Origin of the sequence: Ligilactobacillus faecis (assembly GCF_029889745.1) — a bacterium.
Classification (GTDB): domain Bacteria; phylum Bacillota; class Bacilli; order Lactobacillales; family Lactobacillaceae; genus Ligilactobacillus; species Ligilactobacillus faecis.
The window spans coordinates 2,020,655-2,037,752 of record NZ_CP123639.1; the positions used below are offsets into that span (position 1 = coordinate 2,020,655).

At 40.1% G+C, this 17,098-nt stretch carries 14 protein-coding genes and 1 pseudogene; all 15 read right to left on the bottom strand.

Features of this window, described 5'->3' with window-relative positions; translation table 11 throughout:
* Positions 1-62: 62 nt before the first annotated feature.
* The 15 genes and pseudogenes from QFX10_RS09230 to QFX10_RS09300 all read right to left on the bottom strand — a co-directional run bounded on the left by QFX10_RS09230 (position 63) and on the right by QFX10_RS09300 (position 17,086).
* The gene (locus QFX10_RS09230; protein ID WP_280605937.1) at positions 63-635 is read right to left on the bottom strand and encodes a GNAT family N-acetyltransferase; all 573 of its coding nucleotides are present in this window, start codon (positions 633-635) and stop codon (positions 63-65) included.
* Positions 628-1,371: a tRNA (guanosine(37)-N1)-methyltransferase TrmD gene (gene trmD, locus QFX10_RS09235; RefSeq protein WP_280605938.1), complete on the bottom strand. Its 744-nt coding sequence runs from the start codon at positions 1,369-1,371 to the stop codon at positions 628-630. Before trmD ends, QFX10_RS09230 begins: the two co-directional genes overlap by 8 nt.
* Complete coding sequence (gene rimM / locus QFX10_RS09240; RefSeq protein ID WP_280605939.1) at positions 1,372-1,887, bottom strand: ribosome maturation factor RimM; 516 nt, start codon at positions 1,885-1,887, stop codon at positions 1,372-1,374.
* 72 nt (positions 1,888-1,959) lie between these two features.
* Positions 1,960-2,208, bottom strand: a complete 249-nt coding sequence (locus tag QFX10_RS09245) for a KH domain-containing protein (protein WP_280605940.1) — start codon at positions 2,206-2,208, stop codon at positions 1,960-1,962.
* Between the two features lie 9 nt (positions 2,209-2,217).
* The gene (gene rpsP / locus QFX10_RS09250) at positions 2,218-2,493 is read right to left on the bottom strand and encodes a 30S ribosomal protein S16 (RefSeq protein ID WP_280605941.1); all 276 of its coding nucleotides are present in this window, start codon (positions 2,491-2,493) and stop codon (positions 2,218-2,220) included.
* Positions 2,494-2,605: 112 nt separating this feature from the next.
* Entirely contained in the window at positions 2,606-4,033 is a 1,428-nt protein-coding gene (gene ffh / locus QFX10_RS09255; RefSeq protein ID WP_280605942.1) for a signal recognition particle protein, read from the bottom strand.
* 15 nt (positions 4,034-4,048) lie between these two features.
* On the bottom strand, positions 4,049-4,390 hold the full coding sequence (locus tag QFX10_RS09260) for a putative DNA-binding protein (protein WP_280605943.1): 342 nt from the start codon (positions 4,388-4,390) through the stop codon (positions 4,049-4,051).
* A 10-nt stretch (positions 4,391-4,400) separates the two neighbouring features.
* Positions 4,401-5,810 carry a signal recognition particle-docking protein FtsY gene (gene ftsY / locus QFX10_RS09265; RefSeq protein WP_280605944.1) on the bottom strand — a complete coding sequence of 470 codons (1,410 nt, stop codon included), beginning with the start codon at positions 5,808-5,810 and terminating at the stop codon, positions 4,401-4,403.
* A 62-nt stretch (positions 5,811-5,872) separates the two neighbouring features.
* Positions 5,873-9,412 (bottom strand): chromosome segregation protein SMC, encoded by a 3,540-nt coding sequence (gene smc, locus QFX10_RS09270; protein ID WP_280605945.1) that lies wholly within the window; start codon positions 9,410-9,412, stop codon positions 5,873-5,875.
* Between the two features lie 25 nt (positions 9,413-9,437).
* The gene (gene rnc, locus QFX10_RS09275; RefSeq protein WP_280605946.1) at positions 9,438-10,130 is read right to left on the bottom strand and encodes a ribonuclease III; all 693 of its coding nucleotides are present in this window, start codon (positions 10,128-10,130) and stop codon (positions 9,438-9,440) included.
* A 109-nt stretch (positions 10,131-10,239) separates the two neighbouring features.
* A pseudogene (locus QFX10_RS09280) lies at positions 10,240-11,810 on the bottom strand (IS3 family transposase).
* A 137-nt stretch (positions 11,811-11,947) separates the two neighbouring features.
* On the bottom strand, positions 11,948-12,190 hold the full coding sequence (gene acpP, locus QFX10_RS09285; protein WP_280605947.1) for an acyl carrier protein: 243 nt from the start codon (positions 12,188-12,190) through the stop codon (positions 11,948-11,950).
* A 65-nt stretch (positions 12,191-12,255) separates the two neighbouring features.
* Positions 12,256-13,266, bottom strand: coding sequence for a phosphate acyltransferase PlsX (gene plsX / locus QFX10_RS09290; protein ID WP_280605948.1), 1,011 nt, complete (start codon positions 13,264-13,266; stop codon positions 12,256-12,258).
* Positions 13,267-13,284: 18 nt separating this feature from the next.
* Positions 13,285-15,324, bottom strand: coding sequence for an ATP-dependent DNA helicase RecG (recG, locus tag QFX10_RS09295; RefSeq protein WP_280605949.1), 2,040 nt, complete (start codon positions 15,322-15,324; stop codon positions 13,285-13,287).
* 73 nt (positions 15,325-15,397) lie between these two features.
* Positions 15,398-17,086: a DAK2 domain-containing protein gene (locus QFX10_RS09300; protein ID WP_280605950.1), complete on the bottom strand. Its 1,689-nt coding sequence runs from the start codon at positions 17,084-17,086 to the stop codon at positions 15,398-15,400.
* Positions 17,087-17,098 lie beyond the last annotated feature (12 nt).

Below are 17,098 nucleotides of genomic sequence, written 5' to 3' on the forward strand. Positions count from 1 at the left end.
AATATCGTTAATCTGGCAATAGCCAACAATTAATATAGCATATTTTTCTAAGTACTGTAAAGTTATTTTTCAGATATTTCAGCAAAAGGAATAAATTTAGGCGCTGGTACTGAATGTTCACCGACAAATTTTTCCATCCAGATCATATCATACCAAGTTTCAAATTTATATCCACATGCATGAAAACGTCCGACTAAACGATAACCTAAGTGCTCATGAAAATGCATGCTATCATAGTTCAAATGTTCATCTTCTTTGTTTGGTACACTGATGCATGCGTTGATATTTTGGATCCCTTGAGCTTTTAGTTTAGCTTCTAAAGCTTGATAAAGTTTCTTTCCTGCCCCAAGACGGCGTTTATTTGGGTCAAGGTAGATCGTTACCTCAACAGACCATTTATACGCTTCGCGGTGATTAAACGGTCCAGCATAGGCAAATCCAACGATCTCACCTGCTTTGAGCGCCACTAAAAATGGGTATGTTTCTAAAGTCGTTTCGATCCGCTGTCTAAAATCACTCAAAGTTGGGACTTCGTATTCAAAAGTGATCGCTGTTTCTTTGACATAGTAGGCATAGATCGCTAATAACGCACTAGCATCACTTGGTTTGCCCGTTCGTATCTCAAGTTCATTCATCAGCTACACCTCGCGTTTTAAATTCACGCAGCCATTTTTCTTCTTGTTTAGATAATGGATAATTTTCTAAAAGATCAGGTCGTCGAAGATACGTCCGGCGTAGTGCTTCTTTATTGCGCCATTCTGCGATCTTTTGATGATTACCGCTCGTCAAAACTTCTGGAACTTTCATCCCTCTAAAGTCAGCTGGTCGTGTGTATTGCGGATATTCCAATAATCCCGTTGAAAAAGAATCACCAACTGCTGATTCAGCATTACCTAAAACTTCTGGCAACAAACGCACAGTCGCATCGATCACGACCATGGCTCCTAATTCACCACCAGTTAAGACAAAATCGCCTAACGAGATCTCGTCTGTTACTTTTGTTCTGATCCGCTCATCATAACCTTCATAGTGACCACAAATAAAAGTCAGATGTTCTTCTTTGGAAAGTTCTTCTGCTACCTTTTGATCAAATTTTCGTCCGGCTGGATCTAGTAAGATCACCCGACCTAGTCCACCATTTTTTTCTTCAACAGCATCTAAAGCATCAAAGATCGGTTGTGCTTGTAAGAGCATTCCAGCTCCACCACCATAAGGCGTATCATCAACATGCCGTTGCTTATTTGTCGTATAGTCACGGAAATCTGTCACATCGATCTGCAAAAGTCCTTTTTCGCTAGCTTTCCCGACGATCGATTGCGTCAAAGGACCTTTGAACATCTCTGGAAATAAACTTAAAATATCTATTTTCATTTAATCATCCAACCCGTCTAAAAGTTCAACGATAACTTGACCTTGTTTGAGATCGACTTCTTTGACGACATCATCGATCACCGGTAATAAAAGATCTTTTTTCCCAGGTCTTTTAACGACCCAAACATCGTTTGCACCTGGTGACATGATCTCTTTGATCTTTCCAAGCGTCTCGCCTGCTAAGTCTTTGACTTGTAAGCCAATGATCTGATGGTAGTAGTATGAACCATCTTCTAACTCTTCGAGTTGCTCAGCTGAGACCTTTAGATCAGAACCTTTAAACCCTTCTACTTCAGAGATATTATCATAGCCTTCAAATTTCAACATGATAAATTGTTTATGCTTGCGACTGCTTTTGACTGTAACTTCAAGCCCTGTTTGCGCATTTTCTTTAAAAATGTATAATTTATTTCCAACTTTGAAGCGTTGTTCTGGAAAATCAGTCGTGGCGATCACTTTTACTTCGCCCCGGATCCCGTGAGTATTTACGATCTTTCCTACTTGATAAAATTCCATAGTACCCCCATAAAATTTCCTATTTCTATGAAAAAAACCTCTGAAGAAACAAGTGTTTCAGCCAGAGGTTTTTTAATCATCTACAATATTCAAACGAACACGTAACGGTCCGTCAAGCCGAATGCTATAAACGATCGTCCGGATCGCTTGGGCGACCCGACCGTGTTTTCCAATCACACGCCCAACATCAGTAGGCGCTACGGATAAATTAAAATTCAGAAAATGTTCATCCTCAAAAGTCGTGATCTTGATCTTATCACTTTCACTGACTAGAGGCGCGACAATTGCTATGATCAATTGCTTCACATCTGCTTCTGTCATTTAATTACCTTATTTCTTGGAGTATTTAGCTTCGTGGAATTTCTTCATAACACCTTGTTTTGAAAGGATGTTACGCACTGTATCTGATGGTTGTGCACCGTTATCTAACCAGCCCATGATAGCTTCTTCTTTAAGTGTTACTTGTTCTGGTTGTGTCAATGGGTTGTATGTACCCACTGTTTCGATAAAACGGCCATCACGTGGTGAACGTGAGTCTGCTACAACGATACGATAGAATGGGCGCTTTTTAGAACCCATACGCTTTAAACGAATTTTTACTGACATGCATTACACCTCCTAATATCTTCTCAACGATAAATAATATACCAGTAATTTGGTCTGCTGTAAAGGAAAATTTCTTGACAGTTGAAAAAAATTTTTAAAAATGAGCGATTTTTTATTTTTTTCGTTTACGTAAGCGCTGCATTTTCCGTTTTTTATTTTTACGGACCATTCGATTCATCGACATCTTAGCTAGCTTACCGCCGATTCCATCGCCAAGTAAGCCTTCCATCCCACTAAAGTTTCCTTTAGACATCTTTTGCATCATCTCACGCATCTGTTTGAATTGTTTGATCATACGGTTGACTTCTTGGATTGGACGTCCAGAACCAGCCGCGATTCGACGTCTACGGCTTGGATTCAAAAGATCTGGATCTTCTCTTTCTTGCGGTGTCATCGAATAAACGATCGCTTTTGTATGCTCCATATCTTTTGGATCGAGCTTAACATTTTTTAGAGCTGGATTATTAGCCATTCCTGGGATCATCTTCATAATATCTTCTAATGGCCCCATATTTTGGACTTGTTCGAGTTGATCTAAAAAGTCATTGAAATCAAAGCTATTTTCCCGCATCTTATCGGCAAGTTCTTCAGCTTTTTTCTCATCGAAATCTTTTTGAGCTTTCTCGATCAAAGTCAACATGTCACCCATGCCCAAGATCCGCGATGCCATGCGATCAGGATAAAAGACATCCAGTGCCGTCATTTTCTCACCTTGACCGATAAATTTGATCGGTTTGCCCGTTACCGCGCGGATCGAGAGCGCAGCCCCACCACGCGTATCACCGTCTAACTTAGTCAAGACGACCCCAGTTACATCCAGTTGATCGTTAAAGCCTTGTGCAACTTCGACGGCATTTTGCCCAGTCATCGCATCAACTGTCAGTAAGATCTCATTTGGTTGCGCTAGTTCTTTGATCTTGACTAATTCATCCATCAATTTCTCGTCGATCTGTAAACGACCAGCAGTATCGATCAAGACATAATCATTTTTCTTTTCGCGCGCAAGTCCCATCCCTTGTTTGACGATCTCGACTGGATCAACATCTGTCCCTAACGAAAAGACTGGAACATCGATCTCATTTCCGATCGTCTTTAATTGATCGATCGCGGCTGGTCGATAAACATCGGCGGCGATCATCAATGGACGAGCTTTTTGTTCATTTTTTAAACGGTAAGCTAATTTACCAGCAGTCGTTGTTTTACCGGCACCTTGCAATCCGACCATCATGATCACAGTCGGGATCTTAGGTGATTTATTGAGAGGAGTCGCTTCTTCCCCCATAACTTTGACTAATTCTTCATTAACGATCTTGACGATCTGCTGAGCTGGTGTCAAACTCTCTAACACTTCAGCCCCGACAGCTCGTGTTCGAACTGTTTTGACAAAATCTTTCACGACTTTAAAGTTAACGTCGGATTCAAGTAAAGCCAAGCGGATCTCACGCATGACTTCTTTGACATCAGCTTCACTAACTTTACCTTTTCGGCGTAACTTGCCGATCGCATTTTGGAGACGTTCGGTCAATCCTTCAAATGCCATTTAACGCACCATCTTTCATTTTTCTTCTAAACTCTCTAAATTCATCACTAGTTCTAACAAATTCTCATCAGTCGGGTATTTCTTTTTGACATACCCTAACAACTCATCAGTTTTTTGACTTTGTAACAAAAAATCACGGTAGAGGTGTAATTTTTCTTCATAATCTTCTAGGATCTTTTCAGTTCGTTTGATATTATCATAAACTGCTTGCCGTGAGACCTCGTAGTTCTCAGCGATCTCACCTAAGGAAAAATCATCTCGATAATATAAAGCAATATAAGTGACTTGTTTTTCTGTCAACAAAGGCTCATAAAATTCAAAGAGTGCATTGATCCGATTAGTTTTTTCGATCGCCATCGCTTCCACCCTATGCTTTCTGTGGTGTTACAAGCCCTTTAAAGAGCCCGTAAACAAATTCTTCTGGTGAAAAATCGCGTAGATCGTCCATCTTTTCACCTAGACCTACTAGTTTGACTGGCAAATGTAACTCGTTTCTGATCGCTAAAACGATCCCTCCCCGAGCTGTTCCGTCAAGTTTTGTCAAAACGATCCCAGAAACATCAGTTACTTCTTTGAACTGCTTTGCTTGCGTCAAAGCATTTTGACCTGTAGTTGCATCTAAAGCCAATAAAACTTCTTGTGGCGCTTCAGGGATCTCACGCGTGATAACACGTTTGATCTTATCGAGCTCTTTCATCAAGTTGACTTTATTTTGTAAACGTCCGGCTGTATCGACTAGTAAAATATCGTAATCTTCTTTTTTAGCTTTGACGACTGCATCATACACAACGGCAGCTGGGTCACTTTTTTCAGGTTTAGTCACGATATCGACGTTGACTCGTTTAGCCCATTCAGCTAATTGTTCGATCGCACCAGCTCTAAAAGTATCCCCTGCTGCTAACAAGACTTTTTTACCTTCTTTTTGATAGCGATGGGCCAATTTACCGATCGTCGTCGTTTTACCGACGCCGTTTACACCAACGAATAAAAAGACTGTTGGACCTTCTTTAGCAAAATGTAAAGTATTATCTTCATCTTGACCTTCAGCTTCATAAATATCAACTAACCGTTCAATGATCGCATCTGAAACATCATCTTTTCGCTTAGCGTTGCGTAATTTGACTTCTTCTTGGAGCTCATCACTGATCTTCATTGCAGTCTCAAAGCCAACATCAGCTTCGATCAAAGTTTCCTCGAGTTCTTCAAAAAAATCTTCGTCAACACTTCTGAAATTAGCCAATAAAGAATTCAGCATCGCTCCAAAGCCTTTGCGTGACTTAGCTAGACCTTTATCATAACGTTTAGTTTCAGCCGTCTCTTTTAGTGGCTCTTCATCTTCGTTTGCTTCTGTAGTCGCAACTTCTTCAGTTTGAACGACTTCTTTTGCTTCTTCAGTTTCTTCTCGCGTTTCATTTTCTGTTAGTTCTAGTTTTGGCGCAACTTCTTCTTCAGTCGGCTCTGCAACTTGAATTTCAGGTTCTGGTTCTTTTACTTCTTTTTCCGGCGTTACTTTATTTTCTGTTTCTTCTGATGCTTCTTCTATTTGGGCTTTAGCAACTGGTTCTTTTACTTCAAGCTCTGTCGTTTCTTCAACACTAGCCGTAACTTCGTCAGCCTCAGTTTCTTGTTGTTTGTTTTGTTCAAGCGTTGTAACATCACTTTCAGAACTTGTTTCTTCAAGTTCTGCAGTTTGTTTTGCTTCATCTTTTGTTTGTTCTTCTTTTTCTGGGGCTGGTTCACCCGAAAAAGCACGTCTAAGTCTATCAAATAGACCCATACTTTTCACCTACTTCTGATTTTTGCTTATATTTTACCAAATTAGTTTATCCCTTGCCAAAATTATTCCAACTCATCTAAGGCAACCGAAACGATCTTTGAGACCCCAGATTCTTGCATTGTGACGCCATATAAGACGTCTGCATTCATCATCGTCCCTTTCCGATGCGTGATCACGATAAATTGTGTTTGTTGGTCAAAGCGACGTAAATAACGTGAATAGCGCGCAACATTGGCGTCATCTAAAGCTGCTTCTGCTTCATCTAAAACTGCAAATGGAACTGGGCGAACTTTTAAGATCGCAAACAATAAAGTGATCGCAGTCAAAGCACGCTCACCACCAGAAAGAAGGTTCAAATGCTGGAACTTCTTTCCTGGCGGTTGTGCCATCAATTCGATCCCTGTATGCAAGAGATCGTTCGGATCAGTTAAACTTAATTCTGCCTTTCCACCTTCAAATACTTGTGGGAAGATCTCGGAAAAGGCGGCTTGGACATCATCAAAGGCAGCTTTAAACCGATTTTTAGCTTCAGTATCCATTTCATCCATACTTTGAACTAATTGCGCTTTAGCTTCTAAAAGATCCGCTTGTTGCTGGGTCAAGAAACTATAACGTGTATCGATCCGTTCAAATTCGCTGATCGCACCTAAGTTGACTTCGCCTAACTCTTCGATCCCCAATTTTAATAACTGTACTCGTTGTTTGACTTGGACGAGGTCAGTTTCAGTATTTTCTTGTTTGGCAGCTTCAAACGTCGATCCATAATTTTGAGCAAGTTCATCTAGATCACGTTCTAAAGAAGCTTTACAACTTCCAAGTTCTGCCGTCAAGCCACTTTTTTCATCAGCTGTTACTTGGCGTAATTCATTTGCACGTGCAGCATTTTGTTGGCTTTCTTTCAAAAGATCATGTAACTTACTTCGTTTTTCTTGGTAACGTGCGATCCCTTTTTCCAGCTCTTTGTGCTCTTGTTCGACTGCTTTTCGCTTAGCCTCGATATCTGTCCCTAGTGCTTGTTTTATTTGTTGTTCTTCTTTGATACTTTGGATCTTGATAGTCGCTTTTTCGATCCGTTGAATAGCTTGTTCTAATTGGATCTTTGCTTCTTTGATCTGGATCAGCAAAAGATTTTTACGCTCATGCTTGATCCCAAGTTCTTGCTCTAATTTATTTTTTTGCGCTTGTTGTTTTTGTTGTTCTTGACTACGATCTTTTTGCAATGCGATCCTGACCGATAGCTCTTCTTTTTTCTTTATGATCGTCTCTGTCAATTGTGTTAATTCAGTCGCTAATCGCTCATTTTGCTCTTCAGTCTCGGTATCAGTTCCTTTGGTTTGTTCAAAAGTCTCACTTAAAGTTTTGACTTCGGCTTCCTGTTGCTTTTCGGCTAACATTGCAACTTGTAGTTTTTCTGTTACAGCTTGCACACTTTGAGCTCGAACTTGCTCTTCTTGCTGAAGATCTTTGCGCTCTTTTTCCAAATACTCAACTTTTTGTTTTGTCTTACCACCTTCAAGTTCGATCGTACTTAATTTTTCAGTCATAACTGTGATATCTGCTGTTAACTGCTTAAGTTGTTGTTGTTGTTCTAAAAGACCTGTACGCTTTTGGCGCTCTTGTCCCCCAGTCAATGAGCCCCCAGCATTGATGACTTCTCCAGCCAAAGTAACTATTTTAACACTGTAATTCAGAGTGGCCGCGATCTTAGTTGCTGCATCTAGATCTTTTGCAACGACTAACGCCCCTAGCAAATGCAAAACGATCGGGCGATCTTCTACTTGATATTCGACTAATTCACTTGCGATCCCGATCACACCAGCGACATTTTGCAGTAAAACACGTTTTTCTGAAGATAGTTCTCGTGGTTTGACAGTTGTGCGTGGAAGAAATGTTGCCCGTCCAGCACGCTTTTCAGTCAAATAACGGATCGCACTTTTGGCAGCCTGTTCATCAGTCACAACGACATTTTGCAGTTGTGCTCCTAAAGCAGTATCGATCGCCTTAGCCAATTTAGCTGGTACTTGCAGGAGATCAGCAACAGCTCCAACGACCCCAGTCATTTTAGCTTGTAAGATCGCTTTGACGCCATGGTAATAGCCAGCATAATTAGCTGCAACATTTTGTAATGACTCTTGTCTAGCTTTAGCACGTTGTAAAACATCACTTGCATTGAGCCAACGTCTCTGTTGATCTTCTCTTAGGCGTTGAGCTGTCAAAAGTTCTTGTTGTAGCTTTACTAGCTGTTCTTTTACCGTTACGTAGTGACTTTTTATCTCAGCAACTTCAGAGTCGATCTCTTGGCGTTTTGCAACTGCTTTGGCTAACTTAGCTTTTGCTTGTTCTAGACGTTTTGTCGTTGCTTTTGTCTGAGCAACCTTTTTTTGCGCTTCTTTAGCAAGATACGCTTGCCGATTTTTTAGCGTCGCTTGTTCTTGCAGATCATCAACGATCTCTTGACGTAAGCTCTCGATCTGTTCTTCAAGTTGAGCTGGATCAACCGTCAAGATCGCATCTGCTTCAGCTAACTTGGCTTCTAAGCTGTGACATTCCTCAGTCAATTTAGCTTCTTGTATTTTGAACTCGTCCAATTGTTTAGTCACTTCTTGTTTTGTGAGCTCATCGCCTTGGATACTCTCACTTAACTCTTGTAGACGAGTTTTGATGTACTCACTATCGTGTTCTGAGAGGTCGCGCTTCCCGATCAGCTTTTCTTGTTGTCGCGTTAATTCATTAAAACGTTTTTGGTCTTGATCGAGTTTTTCTTCTAGACTTGCTTGACGCAATTGTAACTGCTGTGTTTTAGCCTCTTGTTTTTTAGCTTCTGCAATTTGTTTTGTCAAGATCTCATCAAGCGTGGCGATCTTTTCTTCTAAAGTCTTTTTCTTAGTTGAACGATCTGTAATCTCAAGCACTAAGCGACTTTTTTCGTAATGATCATATTCTTCTTTTTGAGTCAAATAATCCCGGGCAATACTTGCCTGGATCTTTAACGGTTCACGTTGTTTATCTAATTCTGTGATGATATCTGCGACACGATCAAGATGATCTGTTGTTTCATCTAATTCTTGTTTTGCTTTTTGCTTTTCTTTTTTATATTTAACGATCCCAGCAACTTCTTCGAGCAAGACTCGGCGATCTTCTGGTCTACTGTTAAAGATCGCTTCAACCTTTCCTTGCGAGATGATCGAGAACGATTCTCTCCCGAGTCCTGTATCCATAAAAAGTTCAACGATATCACGTAACCGAACATTCTTATGGTTGATCAAAAATTCACTTTCACCGTTACGATAGATCCGGCGCGTGATCGTAACTTGATCGCTATCGATCTGTAAAAAACGGTCAGAATTATCAAATTCAAGCTCAACTTCCGCTCGATTCAAAGGGGCCCGAGTTTGCGAACCAGCAAAGATCACGTCAGGCATTTTGGCCCCACGTAAACTTTTAGCTGATTGTTCCCCTAAGACCCAACGCAAAGCTTCGATAATATTGCTTTTTCCGCTTCCGTTTGGACCAACGATCCCAGTCATCCCATCTTGAAATTCGATCGTTGTTTTATCAGCAAAAGATTTAAAACCGCTGAGCTTTAAGGTCTTTAGTTTCAAGCAAAACGCTCCCTTCACACGCTTTTTATTTTCGTAGGGCTTTCAATGCCTGTAAAGCTGCTTGTTGTTCAGCCGCCTTTTTAGACATCCCTGTGCCTTCTCCGACCTTTTGCCCATCAGCATAAACTGCCATGGTATACTCTTTTTCGTTATCTGGACCAACTTCTGCGACTTTAACGTAGTTGATCTTACAATCACCATTTTGTTGCAGTAGCTCTTGCAATTCTGTTTTATGATCTAAATAATGATCGAACCAGCCCATATCAAGTTTTGGGAAAACGACTCGACTGATAAAGGAAACAACGACTTCTTTACCTTGATCTAAATATAAAGCCCCGATAAAAGCCTCAAAAATATCGCAAAGTAAGGATGAGCGATTTCGAGCATTTGATTTTTCTTCCCCTTTACCTAAACGGATATATTCATCAAAGTGGCACTCCTTAGCAAAGCGACTAAAGCTATCTTCACAGACCATGGCTGCTCTTAAACGTGATAACTTTCCTTCAGGCAAAGTCGGATAACGTTTAAATAGATATTCTGAAACACATAATTGCATCACTGCGTCACCTAAAAATTCGATCCGTTCATAGTATTTTAAATGTTCTTTAGGATGCTCATTTACATAAGAAGCATGGGTAAATGCTTCATCCAATAATGTGGTATCTTTAAAATCGATGCCAAAATCCTCTTTTAACATCTGTGTCAATCCAATTATCAAGAAAAAATCTCCTATCTTTCAATAATGCTTAATCTATTATAACAAAAAAGCGCGCCTTTCTAAATAATGATCTGAGACCCGTCAAGTGAACAACTAAATAATTAAAATTCTAGGCAGCCTGATTCCGGTATTCTTCTGGAGTCAGGCTGTTTAGTTTTATTTGGTAACGTTGGGTATTGTAGAACTTGATATAGTTTTCGATCATTTCTACAAGTTCTCCATATGTTTCACATTTTAGCCAATAATAACATTCTGTCTTGAAATGACTCCAAAAACTTTCCATTGGTGCGTTATCGATACATTTCCCCACTCGAGACATACTTCTTGTAACACCATGCCTTGAGGTCAACCGAAGATATTCCTTTGAAGTATATTGAAATCCACGATCACTGTGAAGAAGTAGATTAGCTTCATTTAAATGCGTGAATGCTTTTTCTAAAGTCTTCATGACAAGCCGATTATCATTTCTTTTACTAATTTCAAAACTTATGATAGATCCATCGTATAGATCTTTGATCGCACTTAAATAAGCTTTTTGTCCTAAGCCATATTCTAAATAAGTGACATCAGTCACCCACTTTTGATTAGGTCTAGTAGCGGAAAAATCACGACCTAAAGTATTTTCTTCGTAGTTTAAATGTTCTGAACGAGTACAACCTCGGCGTTTGCGACGAATTACTGAATATAAACCAAGGACTCTCATTAAGCGACGAATACGTTTGAAGTTATATTGTTTTTGATACTTTCGATTGATAAGAAGAGTCATTCTTCTAGAACCGTAAATTCCATTTAAAGCATGAAATTCTTTTTTTATGATCTCACTTAACCATTCATTTTCCAAAGTACATTGTGATTTTGGAGCAGTTAAATAACGATAATACCCTGAGCGCGATACATTTAAGATCGCACAAAGGATCCAGAGTTCAATTTGTGGAAACTCTTTAAGAACTTCCTGAATAGCTTTAAAACGCAGATTTTTAGGTATAAAGCTTATCTCCTCCTTTCGAGTTCGTCCAATTTTTTTAAAACGATATTTTCTGCTTCTAGATATTTATTACGTTCTTTCAAACGTAGGATCTCAAGCTTGAGACGCTCAGTTTCAGAAAGAGTCTTATAATCACGATCTTTAACTGTTTTACCACGATTATCGTATAATGCCTTTTCGCCATCTACTTCAAACTTTTTGACCCAATTATAGACTTGGGAATAAGAAACATTATATTTATCGATCGCTTTGTGATAATTCTTATTATTAGCAAGTGTATACTGAACTATTTCGAGCCGTTCCTTAAAAGTAGTTTTACGTCCATGTTTCATTCTATTACGACCTCCAATGGTAGCTTTAAAGCCTTTTCCATTAGTATACAAGTTGATCCATTTACGTAAAACCGAAACACTCGAAATATTGTATTTATCACAAATTTTCTTTGGTGAACGTCCATTTTCTAAATATTCTAGAACCGCAGTTGTTTTTAATTCAACTGAATATTCTTTCCAGGTTCTAGACTCTTTTAAGCCATCTAAACCGCCAGCTTTGTATTTTCTGATCCAATTATCAAATGTATTTTTAGAAATGGTATATTTCCGGCAGATAAAGTACTTACTATATTGTCCACTAAGATACTCGGAGACTGCCTGGTATCTTTCTTCAAGTGTATGTTTAGTAGTTCTTCTAGACATAAAAAATCCCCCTAGAGTGATCACAGAATCTTTATTATTTCCGTGTCCACTCTAGGGGAATCATATCATAACTTAAGGCGCTCGCTTCTCTTTAGATTTATATAAAAAGGTCAGCCTACTCGCTGACCTTTTAACGTTTAAGCTTGATGAGCTGCGATGTAGTCAACTGCATCGCCTACGGTTTCGATCTTTTCAGCATCTTCATCAGAGATCTCAGCTCCAAATGTATCTTCTAGTTCGAGGACAAATTCGACCAATTCGATCGAGTCTGCATCTAAGTCATCTTTAAAACTTGTTTCTTTTTGGACTGCATCAGCAGTAACGTCAAAACGTTCTTCGATGATCGCTGTGATCTTTTCTAAAATTTCATTTTCATTCATAACTTTCAACCCCATATATTAAGTTCACGCCGACATTATACCACACTCTCGCAGTTGAGACCATCTTAGGCTTCTTTAGTTGCTAATGTTTGCCAATAACTTGTAAATTCAGAGATCATATCCTCATCTAGCATAGTTTTGATCTGTTTGAGCGTATAGTAAACAGTTTGAGCATCACTTGCCCCATGAGCTTTAACGACTGGTGCTTTGACGCCAAGTAAAACGGCGCCCCCATATTGAGATTGATCCATCCGTGTCTTGATCCCTTTAAGATCATCTTTTAATAACAACGCACCTAACTTACCTTTTAGACCAGCTTCTTTGATCGTGTCTTTCAATAAGCTCATCACCCCTAGCGCCGTACCTTCGATCGCCTTTAAGACTGCATTTCCAGTAAAACCATCGGCGACAACAACGTCACAGACACCTTGCATCAAAGCCTTAGCTTCAACGTTTCCGACAAAATTCAAGCTTTGATCGGCTTTTAATAATTGATAGGCTTCTTGTGTTACTTTATTACCCTTATGTTCTTCTGTCCCGTTATTTAATAGTCCGATCCGAGCATTTTTTACGCCACGTACATTTTCAGCATAATATTTACCTAGTAAAGCATATTGGTACAAATGTTCAGCTTTGCTATCCGCGTTTGCCCCACTATCTAACAAATTAAAAGCACCTGTTTGTCCTGAAACGACTGGTAAAGTCGATAAGAGTCCTGGACGCGTGATCCCTTTGATCCTGCCTACGATCAAAAGTCCAGCAGCGAGCAAGGCCCCTGTATTTCCACAAGAAAAAAGCGCGTCAGCCTTTTTTTCTTTGACAGCTTTAGCCGCCATAACGAGCGAAGAATCTTTTTTTCGTCTGATCGCCTTAACAGGCTCATCATTCATCGAAATAACTTCAGTCGTGTGGACGATCTCAACTCGATCTTTAGCTTTTAAATATTGGCGGATCTGCTTTTCATCCCCATATAAAATAAACTCTAAGTCTTTAAATTCTGCATGTGCTTGATCAACGCCTAAAACAACACTCTCTGGCGCATGATCTCCACCCATTGCATCGATCGCGATCTTCATTTGATTACTTCCCTTCTACTAATCCAAACCTGGACGTCCTAATGTAACTTCTGCTAAATATTGCCTTATTCCAACATACTCTGCTTTTTGTAAAAGTTCAGGTCGAGCTAACAGTTCAAAAACTTCAGCTTGAGCGACTTGTAAGATATTAAAATCGCTGATCGGATCACCCAATTTAAATTCCGGCAGACCAGCTTGTTTTTTCCCTAAAACATCACCTGGTCCTCGGAGTTCAAGGTCACGTTGTGCGATCACAAAGCCATCATTTGTTTCGACCATCGTCTTCATCCGCTCACTTCCGTATTCACTTTTTGGATCTGCGACTAAAAGACAATATGAGCGTTTTTCTCCTCGCCCAACTCGTCCACGCAACTGATGAAGTTGAGCTAATCCAAAGCGGTCTGCATCTAAGATCACCATCATCGTGGCATTGCTGACATCGACACCAACTTCGATCACTGTTGTTGAAACTAAAATATCATATTTTCCAGCTTTAAAATCCGCCATGACCTTTTCTTTTTCCTCAGCAGCCATTTTGCCATGAAGCAAAGCGACAGTATAGCGCCCTGCAAAATATTGTTTTAATTTTTCGTAAGTCTCAGTTGCATTTTGCAAGTCTAACATTTCGGATTCTTCGATCAAAGGCGAGATAACATAAGCTTGCGCACCTAAACGTAATTGTTCTTCTACTCGGTTTAAAGCTTCAGGAAACTGCTTTTTTTTGATCCAAGTCGTTTCGATCGGCTTTCTTCCTTTAGGTAACTCATTTATCACTGAAATATCCATCTCACCGTAAGTCGTGATCGCTAGCGTGCGCGGGATCGGGGTTGCTGTCATCGCTAATGTATCTGGCTTTTGGCCTTTTTTACGTAAAGCTTGGCGTTGCAAGACCCCAAAACGATGTTGTTCGTCGGTGATCACAAGCCCCAATTTGGCAAATTCGACGTTATCTTGGATCACAGCATGCGTTCCCACTAACGCGTTGATCTCACCAGCCTTAAGATGCTTCAAAAGTTCTTTTTTAGCTTTTGAACGGCGATTAGTCGTGCTCGTTAAAAGCGCCACATTGACTTCAGGAAAAGCAGCAAAGATCTGCGCTAGCTTTTGCGCATGTTGTTGGGCTAAGATCTCAGTTGGCGCCATCAAAACAGCCTGATATCCAGCTGTGATCGCAGCATACATCGCGATCGCAGCTACTACTGTTTTACCTGAGCCAACATCACCTTGTAAAAGGCGGTTCATATGCTTAGCTTGATGAAGATCATGACAGATCTCATTGACGACGCGCTTTTGAGCCGCCGTCAACTCAAAAGGCAAACTATAGATAAAAGTTCGCAGTTTTTGATTATCATAAGCAATTAAAAGACCGTCTTCTTTTTGAGCGCGCCTTTTTAAAGCTTGGATCTGGAGTTGAAATTTAAAAAACTCTTCAAAGATCGCCGCTCGTCGCGCCGCCTGACTTTTGCTAAGATCATTTGGAAAATGCATATCGTGGAGCATCTCTTTTCTAGAACTCAAGCGATATTTTTCCCGTATGTTCACTGGGATGATATCAACGAGTAGTTCTTCATAGGCCCGATAAGCTTGTTCGACTAAACTTTTGATCGTCTTAGCCGTGATCTCTTTTGAAGCACGGTAAACACCTGCAAGATCATCATTTTTTTGTGTGATCAAACGCATAGCTGTCAAACCTTGGCGCCTTTGATCATATTTACCATAGATCGCAACTTCTTGCCCGCTCGTTAATTGCTTTGCTAAATAAGCTTGGTTAAAAAAGGTCACTTTTAAAACATCATGTTCAACTAATAGATTAAAATTCAAGCGATTTTTTGCCCGTCCAAAGCGAACAACGACGGGAGCCGTCGCAATTTTTCCTTTTAAAACCACTTTTTGTCCATCTTCGACCTGGTCCAATTGTTTGACAGCCAGATCATCGTAGCGAAATGGATAATAAGTCAGTAGATCTTCGATCGTATTTATGCCTAATTTGTTTAGAGCTGTCAATTTCTTAGGTCCAACGCCAGTTAAAACACTGACTGGATCTTGCAACGAACGCAAACTTACCCCCCCTTAAAAAAATAAATCCTGTCTGATCTATCAAGTTAGATCTGCCAGAATTTACCATCTCAAATTATTCGACCGAGATCAAATATGGATAAACTGGTTGTCCCCCAGAATGGATCTCAAGTTCAAGGTCAGGATCGAGTTTTTCTAAAGTTGCTGCGATCTCTTCTGCTTCAGCTGCTGAACCTTCTTGACCATAAATGATCGTTACGATCTCACTATCTTCATCGAGCATCTCTTTTGTCATCTCAAGCGCAACTTGCTTACGATCTGGACCAGTAACTGTGATCTTACCATCAATGATCCCCATATAATCATCTTTTTTGATCTCACGACCTTCGATCGTCGTATCACGCACTGCGACCGTAACTTGACCTGAAAGAACTTCATCAAGTTCAGCAGTCATCGCTTCTTTATTTTCAGCTAGTGTTGCTGCTTCGCTAAAACCAAGCATTGCACTCATCCCTTGGGCGATCGTCTTACTTAAAACGACTTCAACTTCAGCCTCCGAGACTTCAGCTGCTTGTTGGGCTGCTAAGAAGATGTTTTTATTATTTGGTAAAATGATCACTTTTTTAGCATTAGTCTTTTCGATAGCTTCAACGATATCTTTTGTACTTGGATTCATCGTTTGTCCACCGTTGATGATATGCGTTACCCCTAAATGTTTGAAGATATCAGCGATTCCATCGCCAGATGCGATCGCAATGATCCCGTATTCTTTTGGTTCATTTTTTTCGTTAATATTTTCAGCGACCCGTTCATCTTCATCTTTTTCTAAGATCGTTTCATGTTGCAAGCGCATATTGTCGACTTTGACTTTGATCAAAGAACCATATTTTTGTCCATATGAAAGAACTTGCCCAGGATGTTCAGTATGCACATGAACTTTAACAACTTCATCATCGGCGATCACTAATAAAGAATCCCCGATCTGAGCTAAATACCCTCGGAATTCATCATAATCAAATTCTTTTTCGACTAAACGCCCTGCGCCTAAGCGGACCATGATCTCAGTACAATAGCCAAATTGGATATCTTCGGTGTGTAATTGGCTTTGCGCACTCTTATGGTGTTCAGCATTGACCATCTCATCCATTTCAACTGGACTTGGGGTGTGTATTTCTTCAGTCCGCTCATTTCCAGCCAGTGCATCATAAAATCCTTGGTAAACAAAAGTCAAACCTTGACCACCAGAGTCAACGACACCGACCTCTTTTAAAACAGGTAATAATTCTGGCGTCGTTTCTAAAGCTGCTTTTGCTGCTTCATAAGTGGCTTTCATAACTTCAACGACATCATCCGTTTTAGTAGCCGTCTTTAAAGCTGCTTCAGCTGCCTTGCGCGCAACTGTCAAGATCGTCCCTTCTTGAGGCTTCATGACGGCCTTATAAGCTGTCTCGACCCCACCTTGCAAAGCACCTGCAAGTTCTTTAGCGTTCAAACTTTCTTTTTTAGCGACACTTTTAGAAAATCCTCGGAAAACTTGGGACAAAATAACACCTGAGTTTCCACGTGCTCCCATCAACAACCCTTTAGCTAATGAATTTGCTAACTCGCCAACACTTGTTGCTGTTGATTCGGAAACGTATTTTTCCCCGCTTGCAAATGATAGACTCATATTCGTTCCTGTATCACCATCTGGCACTGGAAAAACATTCAATGAGTTGATGAATTCAGCATTATTATTTAATCTCTTAGAACTGATCAAGATCATCTTTCGAAATTCTGTCTCAGTTATCTTCTCAACTTTCACTTATTGCTCACT